We start from the raw sequence: 14,273 nt of genomic DNA, 5'->3' as shown, positions 1-14,273 counted from the left end.
TTAATAAATATCATCTGTCGCATTAATAATAAATTGACTTAATGCTACTTTGCTTCTTTACCCCCATGGGTATACTACATCTTCACCTATATATTCGTTATTCTTTGAGTTTTATTATGCCTTTTCTGAACCGCCTTAAAGCGTTAATAAGCGCTTTTATTTCCTTTATAAACGATTTACCGCGTAAACATTTTTTTGCCTTAATTATTCTCTTTGTTTGTTTATTAATTATTTCATTTTTACCAAGTCAGGCTGTTGGGCCTAAACAAATTAAACGTCAGCTGATCTTACCCATTGAAAGTGTTTCACAGGATGAATATTCGAAGGCGGAGCCGATCGAACCTAAACGCGAAGTATATGGAAACACTACTATTGATTTTACGGGCACACGTGAAATTCAATGGACAATAAAAGAGGGCGACTCTTTAAGTAACTTATTTCAATCGGAAGGTCTTTCCAGCTGGCGCATTACATGAGCTACAGGAAGCTGATAAATTACATTTACGTTTAGGTAATTTGATGCCTGGCCAAGAAATAAAATTGTTGGTTGATGCAGATAATCATATTTTGGCTTTAAAAATAAAAATAGATTTTGCTAATACTTTATCCTTTGTTTTAAAAGAAGGGGGTTATGTCTCATTACTCGAAACAGAAGAGGGTGAGTGGCGTAATAGTTATTTTAAAGGAAGTGTTACAGGTAGTTTTTATATCAATGCCAAAGAAGCTGGGTTGTCGGCAGGTCAAATACAACAAATATCCGGAGCTTTACAGGAGAAATTTGATTTTAATCGCCAGTTGCGTGTCGGTGATACCTTTCATGTATTGGTTTCAAAACAGTATATCGATGGTCAATATACCTATGATAGTGAAGTATTGGGGATACTGATTAAAACCAGTCGTCAGACTTATAGTGCGTTTTTAAGTGAAGATGGTCGCTATTATGATGAAGATGGTAAAGGCCTAGGTAAAGCCTATCGTCGTTCACCACTTGATGGGCGTAATCGCATTAGTTCCTCCTTTAATCCAAGACGTTTACATCCTATTACAAAAAGAGTTAGTCCACACAACGGTACAGACTTTGCGGTAAGAACAGGTACAAAAGTATATTCAATTGGTGATGGTGTGGTGCAACGCGCAGGTTTTCATCCTGTCGCGGGTAATTATATTGTAATTAAGCACGGCAGAAAATATACCACGCGTTATTTACATTTAAGTAAGATTTATGTGCGTGCAGGGCGCATTGAAAATGGGACATCTTATTGCAAAATCAGGTAACACCGGGCGCTCAACGGGAGCACATTTACATTATGAATTCCATATTTATAATAAACCTGTGGATGCAATGAAAGTTAGCCTGCCACTTTCTCAAGAAATTGCTAAAAAAGATAAAAAAGCGTTTAATGAACGAAGAGATAGCTTTTTGAAGGAGATGGGAGAAATTTAATCACTAATTTTAAGGATAAGTCTCATGTTACTTAATAGCGAAGCCTATGATGCTTGTATTAGTTATTTTGCGGATAACCTAAATCTTTTTGAAGCTTCTAGTGCTTCAAAGGAAGGTACTTTAATTTCTGATATCGTCGCAGATCAAGTTGCAAACATGTTACTGGTTTTTTGTCAGCAACAACCACAATTAGATAATAACGCACGTTTTAAAGTGATTGCCGAAGGCGATAAATTAGTTGAAGATATTGAACAAATATTAGGGCGTCAATGGAATAAGCCTGCTTCAAAAACGCAAACTGAGTTTATTGAGGAATATTTTTTGTTGCTTAAGAATAGCTTAGATTCGCAAATACCTAGCAATTAAATTAGTTTTTATATTACTGGTATTAGAATATGGCAACATCACTGTTGCCATAAGAGAAGTTAATTTAATGTGTGATGTAGATGAACCACTTCAAGTAATTGGTCTTCACGCTCAAATCGCCCTTCCATCACTTGTCCTAACTCAGAAAGATCTTTGTCAAAATCAAGCAATGCTTTGTCACTCGCATTTTCAGCATATTTATCATTAAAATTAAGCGCAATATCCGTTGTGCGGGTAATGCGAGCATATAAATCCTGTGCTATTTTTAGGTTTTCTTCGCCATCAAGTTTGCACTGTTCAATAATATGTTCATAAACCTCAAAATGTCCTCTTGAAGCATAATCTAGAAGTATTTGACAGAAATTAGTAATGTCAGCTTGTGCTGGTAAACTACGTTTTTCCTGTTGATAGGGAGGAAGTCCCGCTATCTGGCAATATAATACGACACATTTTTGACGTGCTTCGAGCCAATTGTCAATAATGGTCAAAGTGCCACCCCATTCTTGTTTTGCTTTTTCTAATTTGGTTAGCATTGCACTTCCTATAGTTGATTTTATTGCTGTTAAGTCTAGCACTAAAATTTAAAGGCTATTAGGATTATCGTCAACTTGAATTTGAATTAAAACCTTATATTCCTGTATAACTGTGAAGTAATTAAGGATTTAAAAGGCAAAGCATGAATACTGAAAAAAACTGTTGGTGGTTTATTGTTGCTGAAGGGCAAATTTTACTGCAACCTCAAGGGGATTTTATTCCCTACGGTAATCTTGATGATCTCTCTCTAGATGAAGCATTAGTCTCTGAAAAAGTGGAATTAGGACACTATCAATCTAGTCCCTGTTACCTGGTAGAATTCAAAACACAAATTGATGTGGGGTTTGGTGAATATTCTGATTTACGAACTTTGTTAGGCACTGTTGATGATCGCCTTTTTGATATTGCAGGACGTGCTTTTCAGATATCTCTGTTTTATAAAACACATCAATTCTGTGGCCAGTGTGGTGAAAAAATGCAGGCGATAGACTGGGAAATTGCCATGCAATGTCAGCACTGTAAACACCGTTGTTATCCGCGTGTATCACCTTGCATCATTGTTGGGATACGTAAAGAAAAGCAAATATTGCTGGCGCTTCATCGTCGCCATCAAAAAAGCAATAATCAAGTTTATACCGTCTTAGCTGGCTTTACTGAGGCAGGGGAAACATTAGAGCATTGCGTAGAGCGAGAAGTGTATGAAGAATCTGGTATAAAAATAACTAATATAGAATATGTAACCAGCCAGCCTTGGCCATTTCCACATTCACTGATGATGGGGTTTACCGCTGATTACCTTTCTGGTGACATAAAAATTGATCCAAGAGAGCTTTCTAGCGCGACTTGGTACGATGTTGATAATTTACCGGCATTACCCGTTGAAGGTACTTTAGCGAGGAAGTTAATCAATCAAATGATAAGTCAGTGCGTTTAGAGAACTATTAAAAGTAACATTAAGTTGGTAGCATACGCGCCATAAAATTTATAACTATTAAGCAGGGTAGATAAGCATGACAGAATTAAAGAATGATCGTTACATTCGCGCATTATTAAAACAAGAAGTGGATAAAACACCTGTATGGATGATGCGCCAAGCTGGAAGATATCTACCTGAATATAAAGCTACTCGCGCACAAGCGGGCGATTTTATGTCTTTATGCCGTAATGCTGATCTTGCCTGTGAAGTAACATTGCAACCTTTACGTCGTTTCGAACTTGATCTTGCTATTTTATTCTCTGATATTTTAACTATTCCTGATGCAATGGGTTTAGGTCTTTATTTTTCAGAAGGTGAAGGTCCTAAATTTGAACGACCTATTAGTTGTAAAAAAGACGTTGATAATTTAATCATGCCAGACCCTGAAGGTGAACTGCAATATGTTATGAATGCTGGTTCGTACAATACGTCGAGAATTAAAAGGTGAAGTGCCTTTAATCGGTTTTTCAGGAAGCCCTTGGACCTTAGCTACTTATATGGTTGAAGGTGGAACGTCGAAGGCTTTTACTAAAATTAAAAAAATGGCCTTTGCTGAACCACAAATATTGCATGCTTTATTAGATAAACTGGCTGATTCTGTGATTGCTTATTTAAATGCCCAAATTGAAGCCGGTGCACAATCTGTAATGGTATTTGATACCTGGGGTGGCGTGCTTTCACCACGTGATTACAAAGATTTTTCATTACAATACATGCATAAAATTGTTGATGGGCTACATCGTAGTTATGAGGGTAAAAAAGTTCCTGTAACATTATTCACCAAAAATGGCGGACAATGGATAGAGCAAATTGCCGATACAGGTTGTGATGGTATTGGTCTTGATTGGACTATTGATATGGCCACAGCAAAGGCACGTGTTGGTTCTCGAGTTGCATTACAGGGTAATATGGATCCTTCTATGTTATACGCTTCACCCGATCGTATTCGCCAAGAAGTAGCAACAATTCTAGAAAGCTTTGGAGAAGGAGCGGGGCATGTGTTTAATTTAGGACACGGCATTCATTTAGATGTGCCACCAGAAAATGCGAAAGTATTTGTTGATGCGGTGCATGAGTTGAGTATTCCTTACCATAATAAGTAAACTCTCATAACGCGACCATTATAAGCCATGTTTTTACATGGCTTTTTTGTATCTATTATTTTATCTATTAGTTTATGTTTTTGATTTAACGTAATTAATTATTCCCTCCAAGTGTTTACTTTGGTTTACCTTTTTTATCTGTGTTTATTGTTCATTAACTGATACAAAATAAAATAAATATTTATAAATAAATAGCTCAAAATGACATCGGTTTTCGGGTAGAATGGCGCTCCCAGATCAAACCAATCAATGTGACTAAGTGACTTAGCCATTAATTTAACCGAGGAATGAGTAAGAAATGGAAACTAGCCGACCAATCAAAAGAGCACTACTGAGTGTTTCTGACAAAGCGGGTATCGTAGAATTTGCACGTGAATTAGCTGAAAAGGGAGTAGAAATACTTTCTACAGGTGGTACTTGTAAACTACTTGCTGATAATGGCATTAACGTAACTGAAGTTTCAGATTACACAGGTTTTCCTGAAATGATGGATGGACGTGTAAAAACACTTCACCCAAAAATTCATGGTGGCATTCTTGCTCGTCGCTGACATTGATGAAGAGATCATGTCAGTTAATGATATTCAAGCAATCGATATGGTTGTTGTGAATCTCTACCCATTTGCGGCAACGGTAGCAAACCCAGATTGTACACTTGAAGATGCGATTGAAAATATCGATATCGGTGGCCCAACTATGGTTCGCTCTCTTGCTAAAAACCATAAAGATGTAACTATCGTAGTAAAAGCGTCTGATTATGCTCGCATTTTAACTGAAATGAATGCAAACGAAGGTAGTTTGACTTATCAAACTCGTTTCGACTTAGCAATTGTCGCCTTTGAGCATACAGCACAATACGATGGCATGATTGCAAACTATTTCGGAACAAAAGTAGCGAGCTACGGTGAGAATAAAGAAGGTGATGAGGAATCTAAATTCCCACGTACTTTCAATATGCAATTCCAAAAGAAACAAGATATGCGTTATGGTGAAAACTCTCATCAAGCAATTGCATTCTATATTGAAAACGAAATTCAAGAAGCGTCAGTGTCAACTGCAACACAACTTCAAGGTAAAGCTCTTTCTTACAATAATATTGCCGATACAGATGCTTGCATTAGAATGTGTGAAAGAATTCTCAGAGCCTGCCTGTGTTATTGTTAAACATGCAAACCCATGTGGTGTGGCAGTGGCTGGAAATATTCTTGATGCCTATGAAGGTGCATATAGAACTGATCCAACATCAGCATTTGGTGGCATTATCGCTTTTAACCGTGAATTAGATGCTGACACAGCAGAAGCAATTGTTTCTCGTCAGTTTGTTGAAGTTATTATTGCACCATCAGTAAGCGCAGAAGCGAGCACAAATTGTAGGCTGCTAAAAAGAACCTACGTTTATTAGAATGTGGACAGTGGGCAGATCAAACTAGTGAATTCGACATTAAGCGTGTTAATGGTGGTTTATTAGTACAGGATCGTGACCAAGGTATGGTTGGTTTTGATGACCTGAAAGTAGTTTCTAAACGTCAACCGACAGAGCAAGAATTTGCTGATTTACTGTTTAGCTGGAAAGTCGCTAAGTTTGTTAAATCAAATGCCATTGTTTATGTTAAAAACAGTGCAACAGTAGGTGTAGGTGCAGGTCAAATGAGCCGTGTTTACAGTGCTAAGATTGCTGGTATTAAAGCCGCTGATGAAGATTTAGTCGTTGAAGGTTCAGTAATGGCATCCGATGCATTCTTCCCATTCCGCGATGGTATCGATGTCTGCGGCAGAAGCTGGTATTAGTTGTGTTATTCAACCAGGTGGTTCAATGCGTGATGATGAAGTAATTGCGGTACGCAGATGAGCATAATATGGCAATGGTATTCACCGGAATGCGTCACTTCCGCCATTAATCGGGACATCTCTTAGCCAGTTGACTCTATATCGGCGTCAAAAGTGCTCACTTGCAGTAGCAAGCTCCGCGCTTTTTCCTTGACCTAGAGCCAACTGGCGTTGAGCTCCCCCAATTAATTTTAATGGTTTTTATATTGTGATTTAGTCCGCCTCGGCGTTAAAAGTGCTCACTTGCAGTAGCAAGCTCCGCGCTTTTGCCTTGATTTAGAACTAAATCACTTAGTAAAAATACAATTAATATATTTAATATTGTTGGACGAACTATGTTCGTCTTTTTATTATTTTAAATAAAATCTTAAGGTTTTCTAAATGAACATTCTTATTATTGGTAATGGTGGCCGTGAGCATGCATTAGCATGGAAAGTGGCACAAAACGAACAAGTTAAAAATATCTTTGTTGCACCGGGTAATGCGGGAAGTGCGTTAGAAACGAAAGTAACAAATGTAAATATTGGTGTTGAAGATATTGATGCCTTGGTTGCATTTGCTAAAGATAACGATGTTGAGCTAACCATTGTTGGTCCTGAAGCTCCATTGGTTATTGGTGTAGTTGATGCGTTCCAGGAAGCGGGTTTAGCGTGCTTTGGTCCAACTAAAGGAGTCGCACAGTTAGAAGGCTCTAAGGCTTTCACTAAAGATTTCCTAGCGCGTCATGATATACCTACTGCTTGGTATCAAAACTTTACCGAAATTGAGCCTGCATTGGCTTATGTTCGTGAAAAAGGTGCTCCAATTGTGATTAAAGCCGACGGCCTTGTCGCTGGTAAGGGCGTGATCGTAGCAATGACTCTGCAGGAAGCTGAAGATGCGATTCAAGATATGCTTGCTGGTAATGCTTTTGGTGAAGCAGGGCATCGTGTTGTTATTGAAGAGTTTTTAGATGGTGAAGAAGCGTCATTTATCGTCATGGTTGACGGTAAAAACATCGTACCAATGGCAACCAGTCAAGATCATAAACGTGTCGGTGATGGTGATACCGGACCAAATACTGGTGGCATGGGGGCATATTCTCCAGCACCAGTAGTAACACCCGAATTACATGAGCGTATTATGGATCTCGTTATTCGCCCAACTGTTGAAGGTATGGTCGCTGAAGGTAATACTTACACTGGTTTCTTATATGCAGGTCTGATGATAATGGCAGATGGTACGCCTAAAGTTATTGAATACAACTGCCGTTTTGGTGACCCTGAAACACAACCTATTATGCTTCGTATGAAGTCAGATATCGTTACTTTATGTTTAGCAGGTGTAAATGGCGAACTGGATGACATGGTTGCTGAGTTTGATGAACGTCTGCTATCGGTGTTGTATTAGTCGCTGGTGGTTACCCTTCTGATTACAAAAAAGGTTTAGTGATCTCTGGTATTCCTGCTGAATCTGAAGGCCTTAAAGTGTTCCATGCAGGCACAGCTGAGGTTGATGGCCAAGTTGTTACTAGTGGTGGACGAGTACTTTGTGCAACAGCATTAGGTAATACGGTTACAGAAGCGCAACAGAAAGCTTATGAGTTAACTAAACAGATTAGCTGGGATGGAATGTTCCATCGTAATGATATCGCTTACCGTGCAATCGCGCGTGAAGCTCAAAAATAAGCTATCAGTCTTCAGATAAGTGACAGACTAATGGCTTCTAGCCTCGAAAAAACTAAAAGCCGATGTTTTCAAATAGAATACATCGGCTTTTTTGTTGTCTATCTTTTAAGCTGATCACTAACAGCTGATCGCTATTTTTTACAGCTCAACAATTACATCAGAATTTGCTTTTGTACTACAGGTTAATACATAACCTAGTTCTATTTGTTCTGCAGTTAAAGTTTCAGTACTAGTGCTGATTACATCGCCTTGAACTTTACATTTGCAGGCACCACAAATACCTGACTTGCATGAATAGGGGACTTTAATGCCTGCACCATGCATCGCATCTAAAAGCGTTTGCTGATCATTTGCCATAAACTCTTTATCTAAGGCTGGCACTGTGATTTGATGATTAATATCAGAAAATACAGGCTCTCCAGCTTTCGCTTCTGGTACAAAGCTTTCTTTATGGAAATAATCAAAATCAAATCCAACTGCGCTAGCAATTTCTTCAACTGACTTCATGTATAAAGAAGGGCCACAAATAAAAATAGTGCGCTCTTTTATTTCTGGGATTAACTGATTAAACATATCAATATCAATTCGACCTTGAAGGTGCTCTGAGTTATCAGTGTTTTCCAAAATAAGTGTTAGTTTAAAATTATTATGTTTTTCTGCTAACTCTGTTAACAGCGAAGCCATGATCACATCATCACTTTTACGTGCGCTATGAATAAAGTGAATGTTGGCTTCTGATTTATTATCTAAGCAGTCCTGTGCAATCGCTAAACAGGGGGTTATACCGCTACCAGCACTCATTAATATCAAGTTATTGGTGGTTTTATTTTCTTGTTGTGTGAAATTACCTGCTGGAGGCATTGCAGGAAGCGCATGACCCGCCTGTAAGTTATCCAGCAGGTAATTTGATACTTTACCTCCAGGCACTCGTTTGATTGCTACAGTGACGCTATTAGGCTTTGCAGGAGAAGAACAAATTGAGTATGCGCGATATAAGAGTTTGTTGTAATAATTTATTTCAAAGGTTAAAAACTGTCCTGCTTGAAAACTAAAGGGAGTTTGATCTAAGTGCTCAAATTCAAAGGTACTGGCATCAGCCGTTTGGTCAATACGTTTAATACAACGCAGGCGTTCGAATTGATTATTATTGTTAGACATACTGATCTCTATTGGGGATAAACGAAGCATCATAGCAAAAAAAGTGAAACCGAAGTTTCACCTTTTCTAAAAATTCTTTTTTGCTAATTGAGGTTAGTCATTAACTGATTCTTTAAGTGCTTTACCAGCAACAAACGCAGGCACATTTGTCGCTTTAATTTCAATATCTGCACCCGTTTGCGGGTTACGGCCTGTACGTCTTTGCACGGTGATTTACTTTGAAAGTACCAAAACCGATCAACTGCACTGGTTCGCCATCTTTAAGGCTATCAGTGATGCTTGAAAGAATTTGTTCTAAAGTCGCTTTTGCTTGTACTTTAGTCAGTTCTGATTTTTCTGCAATATCTGCAACAAGTTGAGTTTTGTTCATTTCTAGATTTCCATTTATATAAGTGTGGATTGAATGTAACTTACCGAATCAATGTATTTCAAGTGCTATTGTTAAGTAAAGTCTAAAGATTGTAAAAGTATGATAAATCACTTTTAAATGTTTTTATTGTGTCAAAAATCACATAAAAGTGATTAATTCAATCAGCTAGCGCAATGCCTAGGTTAGTTACACCATGGCTTTGTACAAATTCTCTGATAGATTTTATTAATTCTGGACTGCGCTCATTATCTAACATTTTTAATAATTCTGTTTGAAATTCAAGCTGTTCAATAAATAAAGGTTCAGTTTCTAATTGTTCATCTTCTATTGCTTTACCACTCTGTAATTCAATAAAACTGGCGATGGTGGAAAAGCTAGTTTGACTTGCATTTAATGCTTCTTCCTTAGACTTAATTAAAAAAGTATTAAATGCACAGCTTAGAATAACACAGTGATCAATAGCAGGGTAAACACCATAAAAATCATGCTCACGAGCGTCAGGAATAAGGCTATCAAAATGCTCCTGTTGTGTTGTGAAATTGATTTTTGCACCTTTGGTGGTCATTTTCTCCCAAAATAATGCATTCAATTTGTCTATTTCTTCAGCTGATGAGCTTTCAATTGCGTCACAAAATAGGTGAAAATGAAGCTTAGTATGTTCGCTCAGAGCCATACAAAATACACTTTGTTGCCAGCTTAATAGGTTTTGCAATGGTTCGTTTATCGAAAGAGAAAGCATATTTTTCCTAAAAACATAGAGTTAAATATGAAGCATATAGTGAATCAATAAAAAAGGCACCGTAAAATTTTAAATTTTTATTCGCAGTAAAGAGAATTCAGCTATGATATTAATAGTGATTATTGAGCTTGTTATGTTGAGCAAAAGGTGGTTATAAATGCCCTTAGAAGTGCAATTAAAAGGGGAAACTATGCAAACTTTATTTTGTATGAAAAGGAAAAATAATGCGTTATTGGTCGGCAACATTAATAAGTGTAACTATTTTAATGGGGTGTGGGGGAAGTGACTCTTCTAATATAGAGATAATTTCGGATTTAATTGATGTAGAGTCGATTATTACAGAGGAAGTTGAGAGCATTATTGAAAGCAGTGAAGTTAATTACAGTTTAATCAGCTGTGAAGATGATTTAGTCAGTGTGCTTACACTAATAAATGCAAAAAGAGCTGAAGCTCAGGTTTGTGGCGAAGATAGTTTTGGCCCTGTTGCTGGAGTAACTTGGAACAGTGCATTAACACTAGCGACAGAGGAGCATTCAGCAAATATGGCTAATTATGATTTCTTTGCTCATACGGGGTTGGATGGCGACACAGTTGCAACACGTGTAACAGATCAAGGTTATAGCTGGTCCTATGTGGCTGAAAATATTGCGACTGGTCAGACAAGTGCTGAGCAGGTAGTGGATGGTTGGATGTCTAGTGATGGTCATTGTCGTAATATTATGAATGAAGATGTTACGGAAATGGGGCTTGCTTGTGTGGCAAATAGTAGTGCCAGTTATCCTTACTATTGGACACAGGTTTTTGCTAGTCCATTATAGTTATTGATGCTTTACTTGTTTGACTGTATAAAAAAATCCGGTGCGTGTGGGCACCGGATTTTTAGTTGAACTGAATTTGACTAGATTACCGTCAATCATCATTTTGAAATGATGGATTTAGCCCATGCCATATTTTTTAATTTTTTACGTAGCGTACCACGGTTAATACCTAGCATTGTTGCTCGCACGAGTTTGATTACCACGTGTGTATTGCATAATGATATCTAACATCGGAGCTTCAACTTCTGATAATACTAACTCGTATAGTTCGGTCGTATCTTGACCATTTAATTGCGCCACGTAACCTGAGACAGCTTGACGCACTGAATCACGTAGTGGTTTTTGAGTTATTTGCCCGGTAGCCGGAATACTGGTTGTGGTTGTAAGTGCTTCTTGAGGAATATTTTGTTCAAACATGGCTATTAACTCTTTAATTATTCAAATAAATTTCTAATGTCTTTAATTGCTCTACTGGGCAATCAATGGCGTTAAATTGTCGTTTAAAGTAACTTAACTTGTCCTGCGATTGTAAATACCAGCCTACATGCTTCCTAGCAATACGAGGCCCCATTACTTCGCCGTAAAAATCATGTAAAGCTTGTACATGATTAAGCAAAATAGAGGTGACTTCCTGTTTTTCCAATGATGACTTATGTTCACCGGTGGTCAGGTAGTGGTTTATTTCGTTGAAAATCCAAGGCGCGCCCTGCGCTCCTCGTCCTATCATAATGGCATCGGCACCTGTGTGTTCAAGCACGTATTTGGCTTTTTCAACACTAGTGATATCACCATTCGCAATAACAGGTATTGTTACGTTTTCTTTAATTATTTTTATTGTATCGTACTCTGCTTCACCTTTATAAAGGCATTGGCGAGTGCGACCGTGCACTGCAAGTGCTTGGATACCAGCGTTTTCGGCAATTTGTGCTATTTCCAGACCATTTCTATTTTCAGGATCCCAACCTGTGCGAATCTTTAAAGTAACAGGTATATCAACTGCATCAACAACACTCTCTAAAATTGCCTTAACAAGTTCAGGGTGAGGCAATAATGCTGAGCCTGCTTTTTTCTTATTCACTTTTTTGGCTGGACACCCCATATTGATATCAACGATCTGTGCGCCTTGTTGTACACATAATTGTGCCGTTTGGGCCATTGCAAGTGGCTCAGAGCCAGCAATTTGCACGGAACGAATGCCTGATTCACCATGGTAATCCATTCTTAATTTAGATTTTCTACTATTCCATACACGCGGATTAGATGACAACATCTCAGAAACAGCAAGTCCAGCACCTTGACTACGACAAAGTTCGCGGAAGGGGCGATCAGTAACCCCTGCCATCGGTGCTAAAATAATATTGTTGCTTAATTTATGTTGTCCAATGTGCATATAAAACAGTCAATTCTCTAACTCAAGGCGGCGTAGTTTACGCACTTTTTCAACCAGAATAAAGGTTAATAATTAACCAAAACGTAATTATTTTGCTTGCAAATTGCTCAATATTCAGATCGATCCCATTTTTGCTGGCTTATTGGCCACTATTTGCATACTTTTTCCCTGATAAGCGTGCCCATTCTTCTTTTACCTCTGCTTTATCCATTTCAAACCACTGTTGGTAGGTTGCAATTAATTCTGTTGCTTGTTGCTCAAGGATGCCAGAAAGAGCCAGTTGACCAGATGGTTTTATTAGTGCTTCAATGCTTGTTGAAAGTTCGCGTAATGGACCGGCAAGAATATTCGCCACTAATACATCTGCTAAAATACCCTCAGGTAAATCTGCTGGTAAGTATAATTCTAATTGATCTGATACATTATTACGCTCAGCGTTATCTCGACTGGCGGTAATGGCTTGCGGATCAATATCAATCCCGATAACACGTTTCGCCCCTAATTTGAGCGCCGCAATTGCTAAGATGCCAGAGCCACAACCAAAATCGATAATAACTTTATTCTGTAAATCTTGTGCATCAAGCCAAGCAAGGCAAAGTGCAGTCGTTGGATGAGTACCAGTACCAAAGGCTAAACCTGGATCTAACATTACATTAACTGCGTTTTCATCAGGTACAGGCTTCCAGCTTGGGCAAATCCATAAACGTTTCCCAAACTGCATGGGATGAAAATTATCCATCCATTCTCTTTCCCAATCTTTATCCTCTAATTGTTCTACTTTATAGGCAAAGTCATCGGCAAGTAATGGACTTGCTTTAAGCGCTTTAAACACATACTGCATATCGGTATCTGCTTCATAAAGCCCAGTTATATCTGTGTCACCCCATAATCTCGTTTCACCTGGAAGAGGTTCAAAAACGGGAGTGTCATGGGCATCTGTAAAGGTCGCTGAAAGTGCGCCATTACTCATTAGTAGCTCACCCAGATCTTCCGCATTTTCTGAGGTTGCATTTAATTTTAATTGTATCCAAGGCATGGTTGCTATCCTGTCTATTTAATTTGCAGTGAGAATACAGGGGATATGATTAATTATCCAATACTGTGAAGATTTGTTTGTTAGTCATAATTGATAGAAAAGTAAGCGCTTTAGCTAACAATTCACCTAAGTTGATTGTAAATAATCTGATTTATTATAAAATTGTCTCTATATTTGAAATGCGAGCTTGCTAATGAATAAAATTGTGATTATTGATGATCATCAGCTATTTTTGCATGGTTTAAAGTTAACCCTTGAGAATAGTGATAATGAGGTGTTCATTTTTGATAACCCTATCGCGGCTTTAATGCAAATTGAGTCGTTACAGCCTGATTTGATTCTTATGGACTTAAATATGCCAGAGATGAATGGCATTGCTATGATTGAAGAATTAACCAAACGACAAGTATTATCTCCTGTTATTGTGCTCTCTGCCTGTGAAGATTATAAAGATATTGCGACTGCCTTAGAAAAGGGCGCAATGGGCTTTATTCCTAAATCCTATGCACCAAATGATATGTTAATGGGGCTTGAGGCGGTATTAAAGGGCGATGTGTTTATACCTGAGGAAGTTCAACAGCAGTTAGAAAAGCTGGATCAGCAGGATAAAAAAATAAAGAACAGTACCATTTATCTGACAGACAGACAGAAATCTTAATATATCTGCATTTAGGAAAAACTAATCGAGAGATTGCACAGTTATTATCTATTTCTCCCGATACGGTAAAATTCCACCAAAAAGGTATTTATCAAATTTTACAGGTCTCTGGTGTTAGAAGCCGTGCCAAAGCGATTGAAAAAGCGGTGAAAGTAGGGTTATTAACTGCTTAAGTATAAGTCAAATTT

13 protein-coding genes and 5 pseudogenes are annotated in these 14,273 nt (G+C 38.0%); 11 read left to right on the top strand and 7 right to left on the bottom strand.

Going from position 1 to position 14,273, the window contains the following annotated elements; translation table 11 throughout:
• Nucleotides 1–116 precede the first annotated feature (116 nt).
• The 4 genes from ACLKMH_RS23220 to ACLKMH_RS23205 are packed head-to-tail and all read left to right on the top strand — an operon-like array spanning nt 117 to nt 1,810.
• Nucleotides 117–476, top strand: a complete 360-nt coding sequence (locus ACLKMH_RS23220; RefSeq protein WP_413700137.1) for a hypothetical protein — start codon at nt 117–119, stop codon at nt 474–476.
• 43 nt (nt 477–519) lie between these two features.
• Nucleotides 520–1,275, top strand: coding sequence for a peptidoglycan DD-metalloendopeptidase family protein (locus ACLKMH_RS23215; protein WP_413700136.1), 756 nt, complete (start codon nt 520–522; stop codon nt 1,273–1,275).
• Nucleotides 1,247–1,444, top strand: a complete 198-nt coding sequence (locus tag ACLKMH_RS23210) for a peptidoglycan DD-metalloendopeptidase family protein (RefSeq protein ID WP_413700135.1) — start codon at nt 1,247–1,249, stop codon at nt 1,442–1,444. The genes ACLKMH_RS23215 and ACLKMH_RS23210 overlap by 29 nt, the downstream gene beginning before the upstream one ends.
• Nucleotides 1,445–1,468: 24 nt before the next feature.
• Complete coding sequence (locus ACLKMH_RS23205; RefSeq protein WP_413700134.1) at nt 1,469–1,810, top strand: DUF3802 family protein; 342 nt, start codon at nt 1,469–1,471, stop codon at nt 1,808–1,810.
• 59 nt (nt 1,811–1,869) lie between these two features.
• Here ACLKMH_RS23205 and rsd read toward each other — a convergent pair whose 3' ends face one another.
• The gene (rsd, locus tag ACLKMH_RS23200; protein WP_413700133.1) at nt 1,870–2,343 is read right to left on the bottom strand and encodes a sigma D regulator; all 474 of its coding nucleotides are present in this window, start codon (nt 2,341–2,343) and stop codon (nt 1,870–1,872) included.
• A gap of 143 nt (nt 2,344–2,486) precedes the next feature.
• Between rsd and nudC the strand changes: the two genes are divergently transcribed.
• The 4 genes and pseudogenes from nudC to purD all read left to right on the top strand — a co-directional run bounded on the left by nudC (nt 2,487) and on the right by purD (nt 7,916).
• On the top strand, nt 2,487–3,278 hold the full coding sequence (gene nudC, locus ACLKMH_RS23195) for an NAD(+) diphosphatase (RefSeq protein ID WP_413700132.1): 792 nt from the start codon (nt 2,487–2,489) through the stop codon (nt 3,276–3,278).
• A 76-nt stretch (nt 3,279–3,354) separates the two neighbouring features.
• Nucleotides 3,355–4,423, top strand: a pseudogene (gene hemE / locus ACLKMH_RS23190) (uroporphyrinogen decarboxylase).
• A gap of 298 nt (nt 4,424–4,721) precedes the next feature.
• Nucleotides 4,722–6,320: pseudogene (purH, locus tag ACLKMH_RS23185) on the top strand (bifunctional phosphoribosylaminoimidazolecarboxamide formyltransferase/IMP cyclohydrolase).
• A 310-nt stretch (nt 6,321–6,630) separates the two neighbouring features.
• Nucleotides 6,631–7,916: pseudogene (gene purD / locus ACLKMH_RS23180) on the top strand (phosphoribosylamine--glycine ligase).
• Nucleotides 7,917–8,054: 138 nt separating this feature from the next.
• Here the strand turns inward: purD and ACLKMH_RS23175 are convergent.
• From ACLKMH_RS23175 to ACLKMH_RS23165, 3 genes and pseudogenes are all read right to left on the bottom strand, one after another.
• On the bottom strand, nt 8,055–9,074 hold the full coding sequence (locus tag ACLKMH_RS23175) for a 2Fe-2S iron-sulfur cluster-binding protein (protein WP_413700131.1): 1,020 nt from the start codon (nt 9,072–9,074) through the stop codon (nt 8,055–8,057).
• A gap of 93 nt (nt 9,075–9,167) precedes the next feature.
• Nucleotides 9,168–9,444 (bottom strand): annotated as a pseudogene (locus ACLKMH_RS23170) (HU family DNA-binding protein).
• Between the two features lie 157 nt (nt 9,445–9,601).
• The gene (locus ACLKMH_RS23165; protein WP_413700130.1) at nt 9,602–10,183 is read right to left on the bottom strand and encodes a YjaG family protein; all 582 of its coding nucleotides are present in this window, start codon (nt 10,181–10,183) and stop codon (nt 9,602–9,604) included.
• A 224-nt stretch (nt 10,184–10,407) separates the two neighbouring features.
• Between ACLKMH_RS23165 and ACLKMH_RS23160 the strand changes: the two genes are divergently transcribed.
• Nucleotides 10,408–11,001: a CAP domain-containing protein gene (locus tag ACLKMH_RS23160; RefSeq protein WP_413700129.1), complete on the top strand. Its 594-nt coding sequence runs from the start codon at nt 10,408–10,410 to the stop codon at nt 10,999–11,001.
• A gap of 117 nt (nt 11,002–11,118) precedes the next feature.
• Here the strand turns inward: ACLKMH_RS23160 and fis are convergent.
• From fis to prmA, 3 genes and pseudogenes are all read right to left on the bottom strand, one after another.
• A pseudogene (gene fis, locus ACLKMH_RS23155) lies at nt 11,119–11,418 on the bottom strand (DNA-binding transcriptional regulator Fis).
• Nucleotides 11,419–11,431: 13 nt separating this feature from the next.
• Nucleotides 11,432–12,391 carry a tRNA dihydrouridine synthase DusB gene (gene dusB, locus ACLKMH_RS23150; protein ID WP_413700128.1) on the bottom strand — a complete coding sequence of 320 codons (960 nt, stop codon included), beginning with the start codon at nt 12,389–12,391 and terminating at the stop codon, nt 11,432–11,434.
• Between the two features lie 139 nt (nt 12,392–12,530).
• Nucleotides 12,531–13,427: a 50S ribosomal protein L11 methyltransferase gene (gene prmA / locus ACLKMH_RS23145; protein WP_413700127.1), complete on the bottom strand. Its 897-nt coding sequence runs from the start codon at nt 13,425–13,427 to the stop codon at nt 12,531–12,533.
• Nucleotides 13,428–13,620: 193 nt separating this feature from the next.
• On the opposite strand from prmA, the gene ACLKMH_RS23140 reads away from it, so the two are divergent.
• Entirely contained in the window at nt 13,621–14,085 is a 465-nt protein-coding gene (locus tag ACLKMH_RS23140; protein ID WP_413700126.1) for a response regulator transcription factor, read from the top strand.
• Nucleotides 14,079–14,258 carry a helix-turn-helix transcriptional regulator gene (locus ACLKMH_RS23135; protein ID WP_413702452.1) on the top strand — a complete coding sequence of 60 codons (180 nt, stop codon included), beginning with the start codon at nt 14,079–14,081 and terminating at the stop codon, nt 14,256–14,258. The genes ACLKMH_RS23140 and ACLKMH_RS23135 overlap by 7 nt, the downstream gene beginning before the upstream one ends.
• The last annotated feature ends 15 nt before the right edge of the window (nt 14,259–14,273 follow it).

The sequence above is a fragment of the Psychromonas sp. KJ10-10 genome (genome assembly GCF_047323245.1).
GTDB lineage: Bacteria > Pseudomonadota > Gammaproteobacteria > Enterobacterales > Psychromonadaceae > Psychromonas.
This window is presented reverse-complemented; position numbering and strand designations above follow the sequence as displayed.

Excerpts from the sequence above, each read along its gene's own strand:
- ACLKMH_RS23140 (WP_413700126.1), top strand. The coding sequence starts at position 13,621 with ATGAATAAAATTGTGATTATTGATGATCATCAGCTATTTTTGCATGGT.
- ACLKMH_RS23220 (WP_413700137.1), top strand. The coding sequence starts at position 117 with ATGCCTTTTCTGAACCGCCTTAAAGCGTTAATAAGCGCTTTTATTTCC.
- ACLKMH_RS23215 (WP_413700136.1), top strand. The coding sequence starts at position 520 with ATGCCTGGCCAAGAAATAAAATTGTTGGTTGATGCAGATAATCATATT.
- ACLKMH_RS23160 (WP_413700129.1), top strand. The coding sequence starts at position 10,408 with ATGCGTTATTGGTCGGCAACATTAATAAGTGTAACTATTTTAATGGGG.
- ACLKMH_RS23205 (WP_413700134.1), top strand. The coding sequence starts at position 1,469 with ATGTTACTTAATAGCGAAGCCTATGATGCTTGTATTAGTTATTTTGCG.
- prmA (WP_413700127.1), bottom strand. The coding sequence starts at position 13,427 with ATGCCTTGGATACAATTAAAATTAAATGCAACCTCAGAAAATGCGGAA.
- ACLKMH_RS23175 (WP_413700131.1), bottom strand. The coding sequence starts at position 9,074 with ATGTCTAACAATAATAATCAATTCGAACGCCTGCGTTGTATTAAACGT.
- dusB (WP_413700128.1), bottom strand. The coding sequence starts at position 12,391 with ATGCACATTGGACAACATAAATTAAGCAACAATATTATTTTAGCACCG.
- nudC (WP_413700132.1), top strand. The coding sequence starts at position 2,487 with ATGAATACTGAAAAAAACTGTTGGTGGTTTATTGTTGCTGAAGGGCAA.
- ACLKMH_RS23165 (WP_413700130.1), bottom strand. The coding sequence starts at position 10,183 with ATGCTTTCTCTTTCGATAAACGAACCATTGCAAAACCTATTAAGCTGG.
- rsd (WP_413700133.1), bottom strand. The coding sequence starts at position 2,343 with ATGCTAACCAAATTAGAAAAAGCAAAACAAGAATGGGGTGGCACTTTG.
- ACLKMH_RS23210 (WP_413700135.1), top strand. The coding sequence starts at position 1,247 with ATGGGACATCTTATTGCAAAATCAGGTAACACCGGGCGCTCAACGGGA.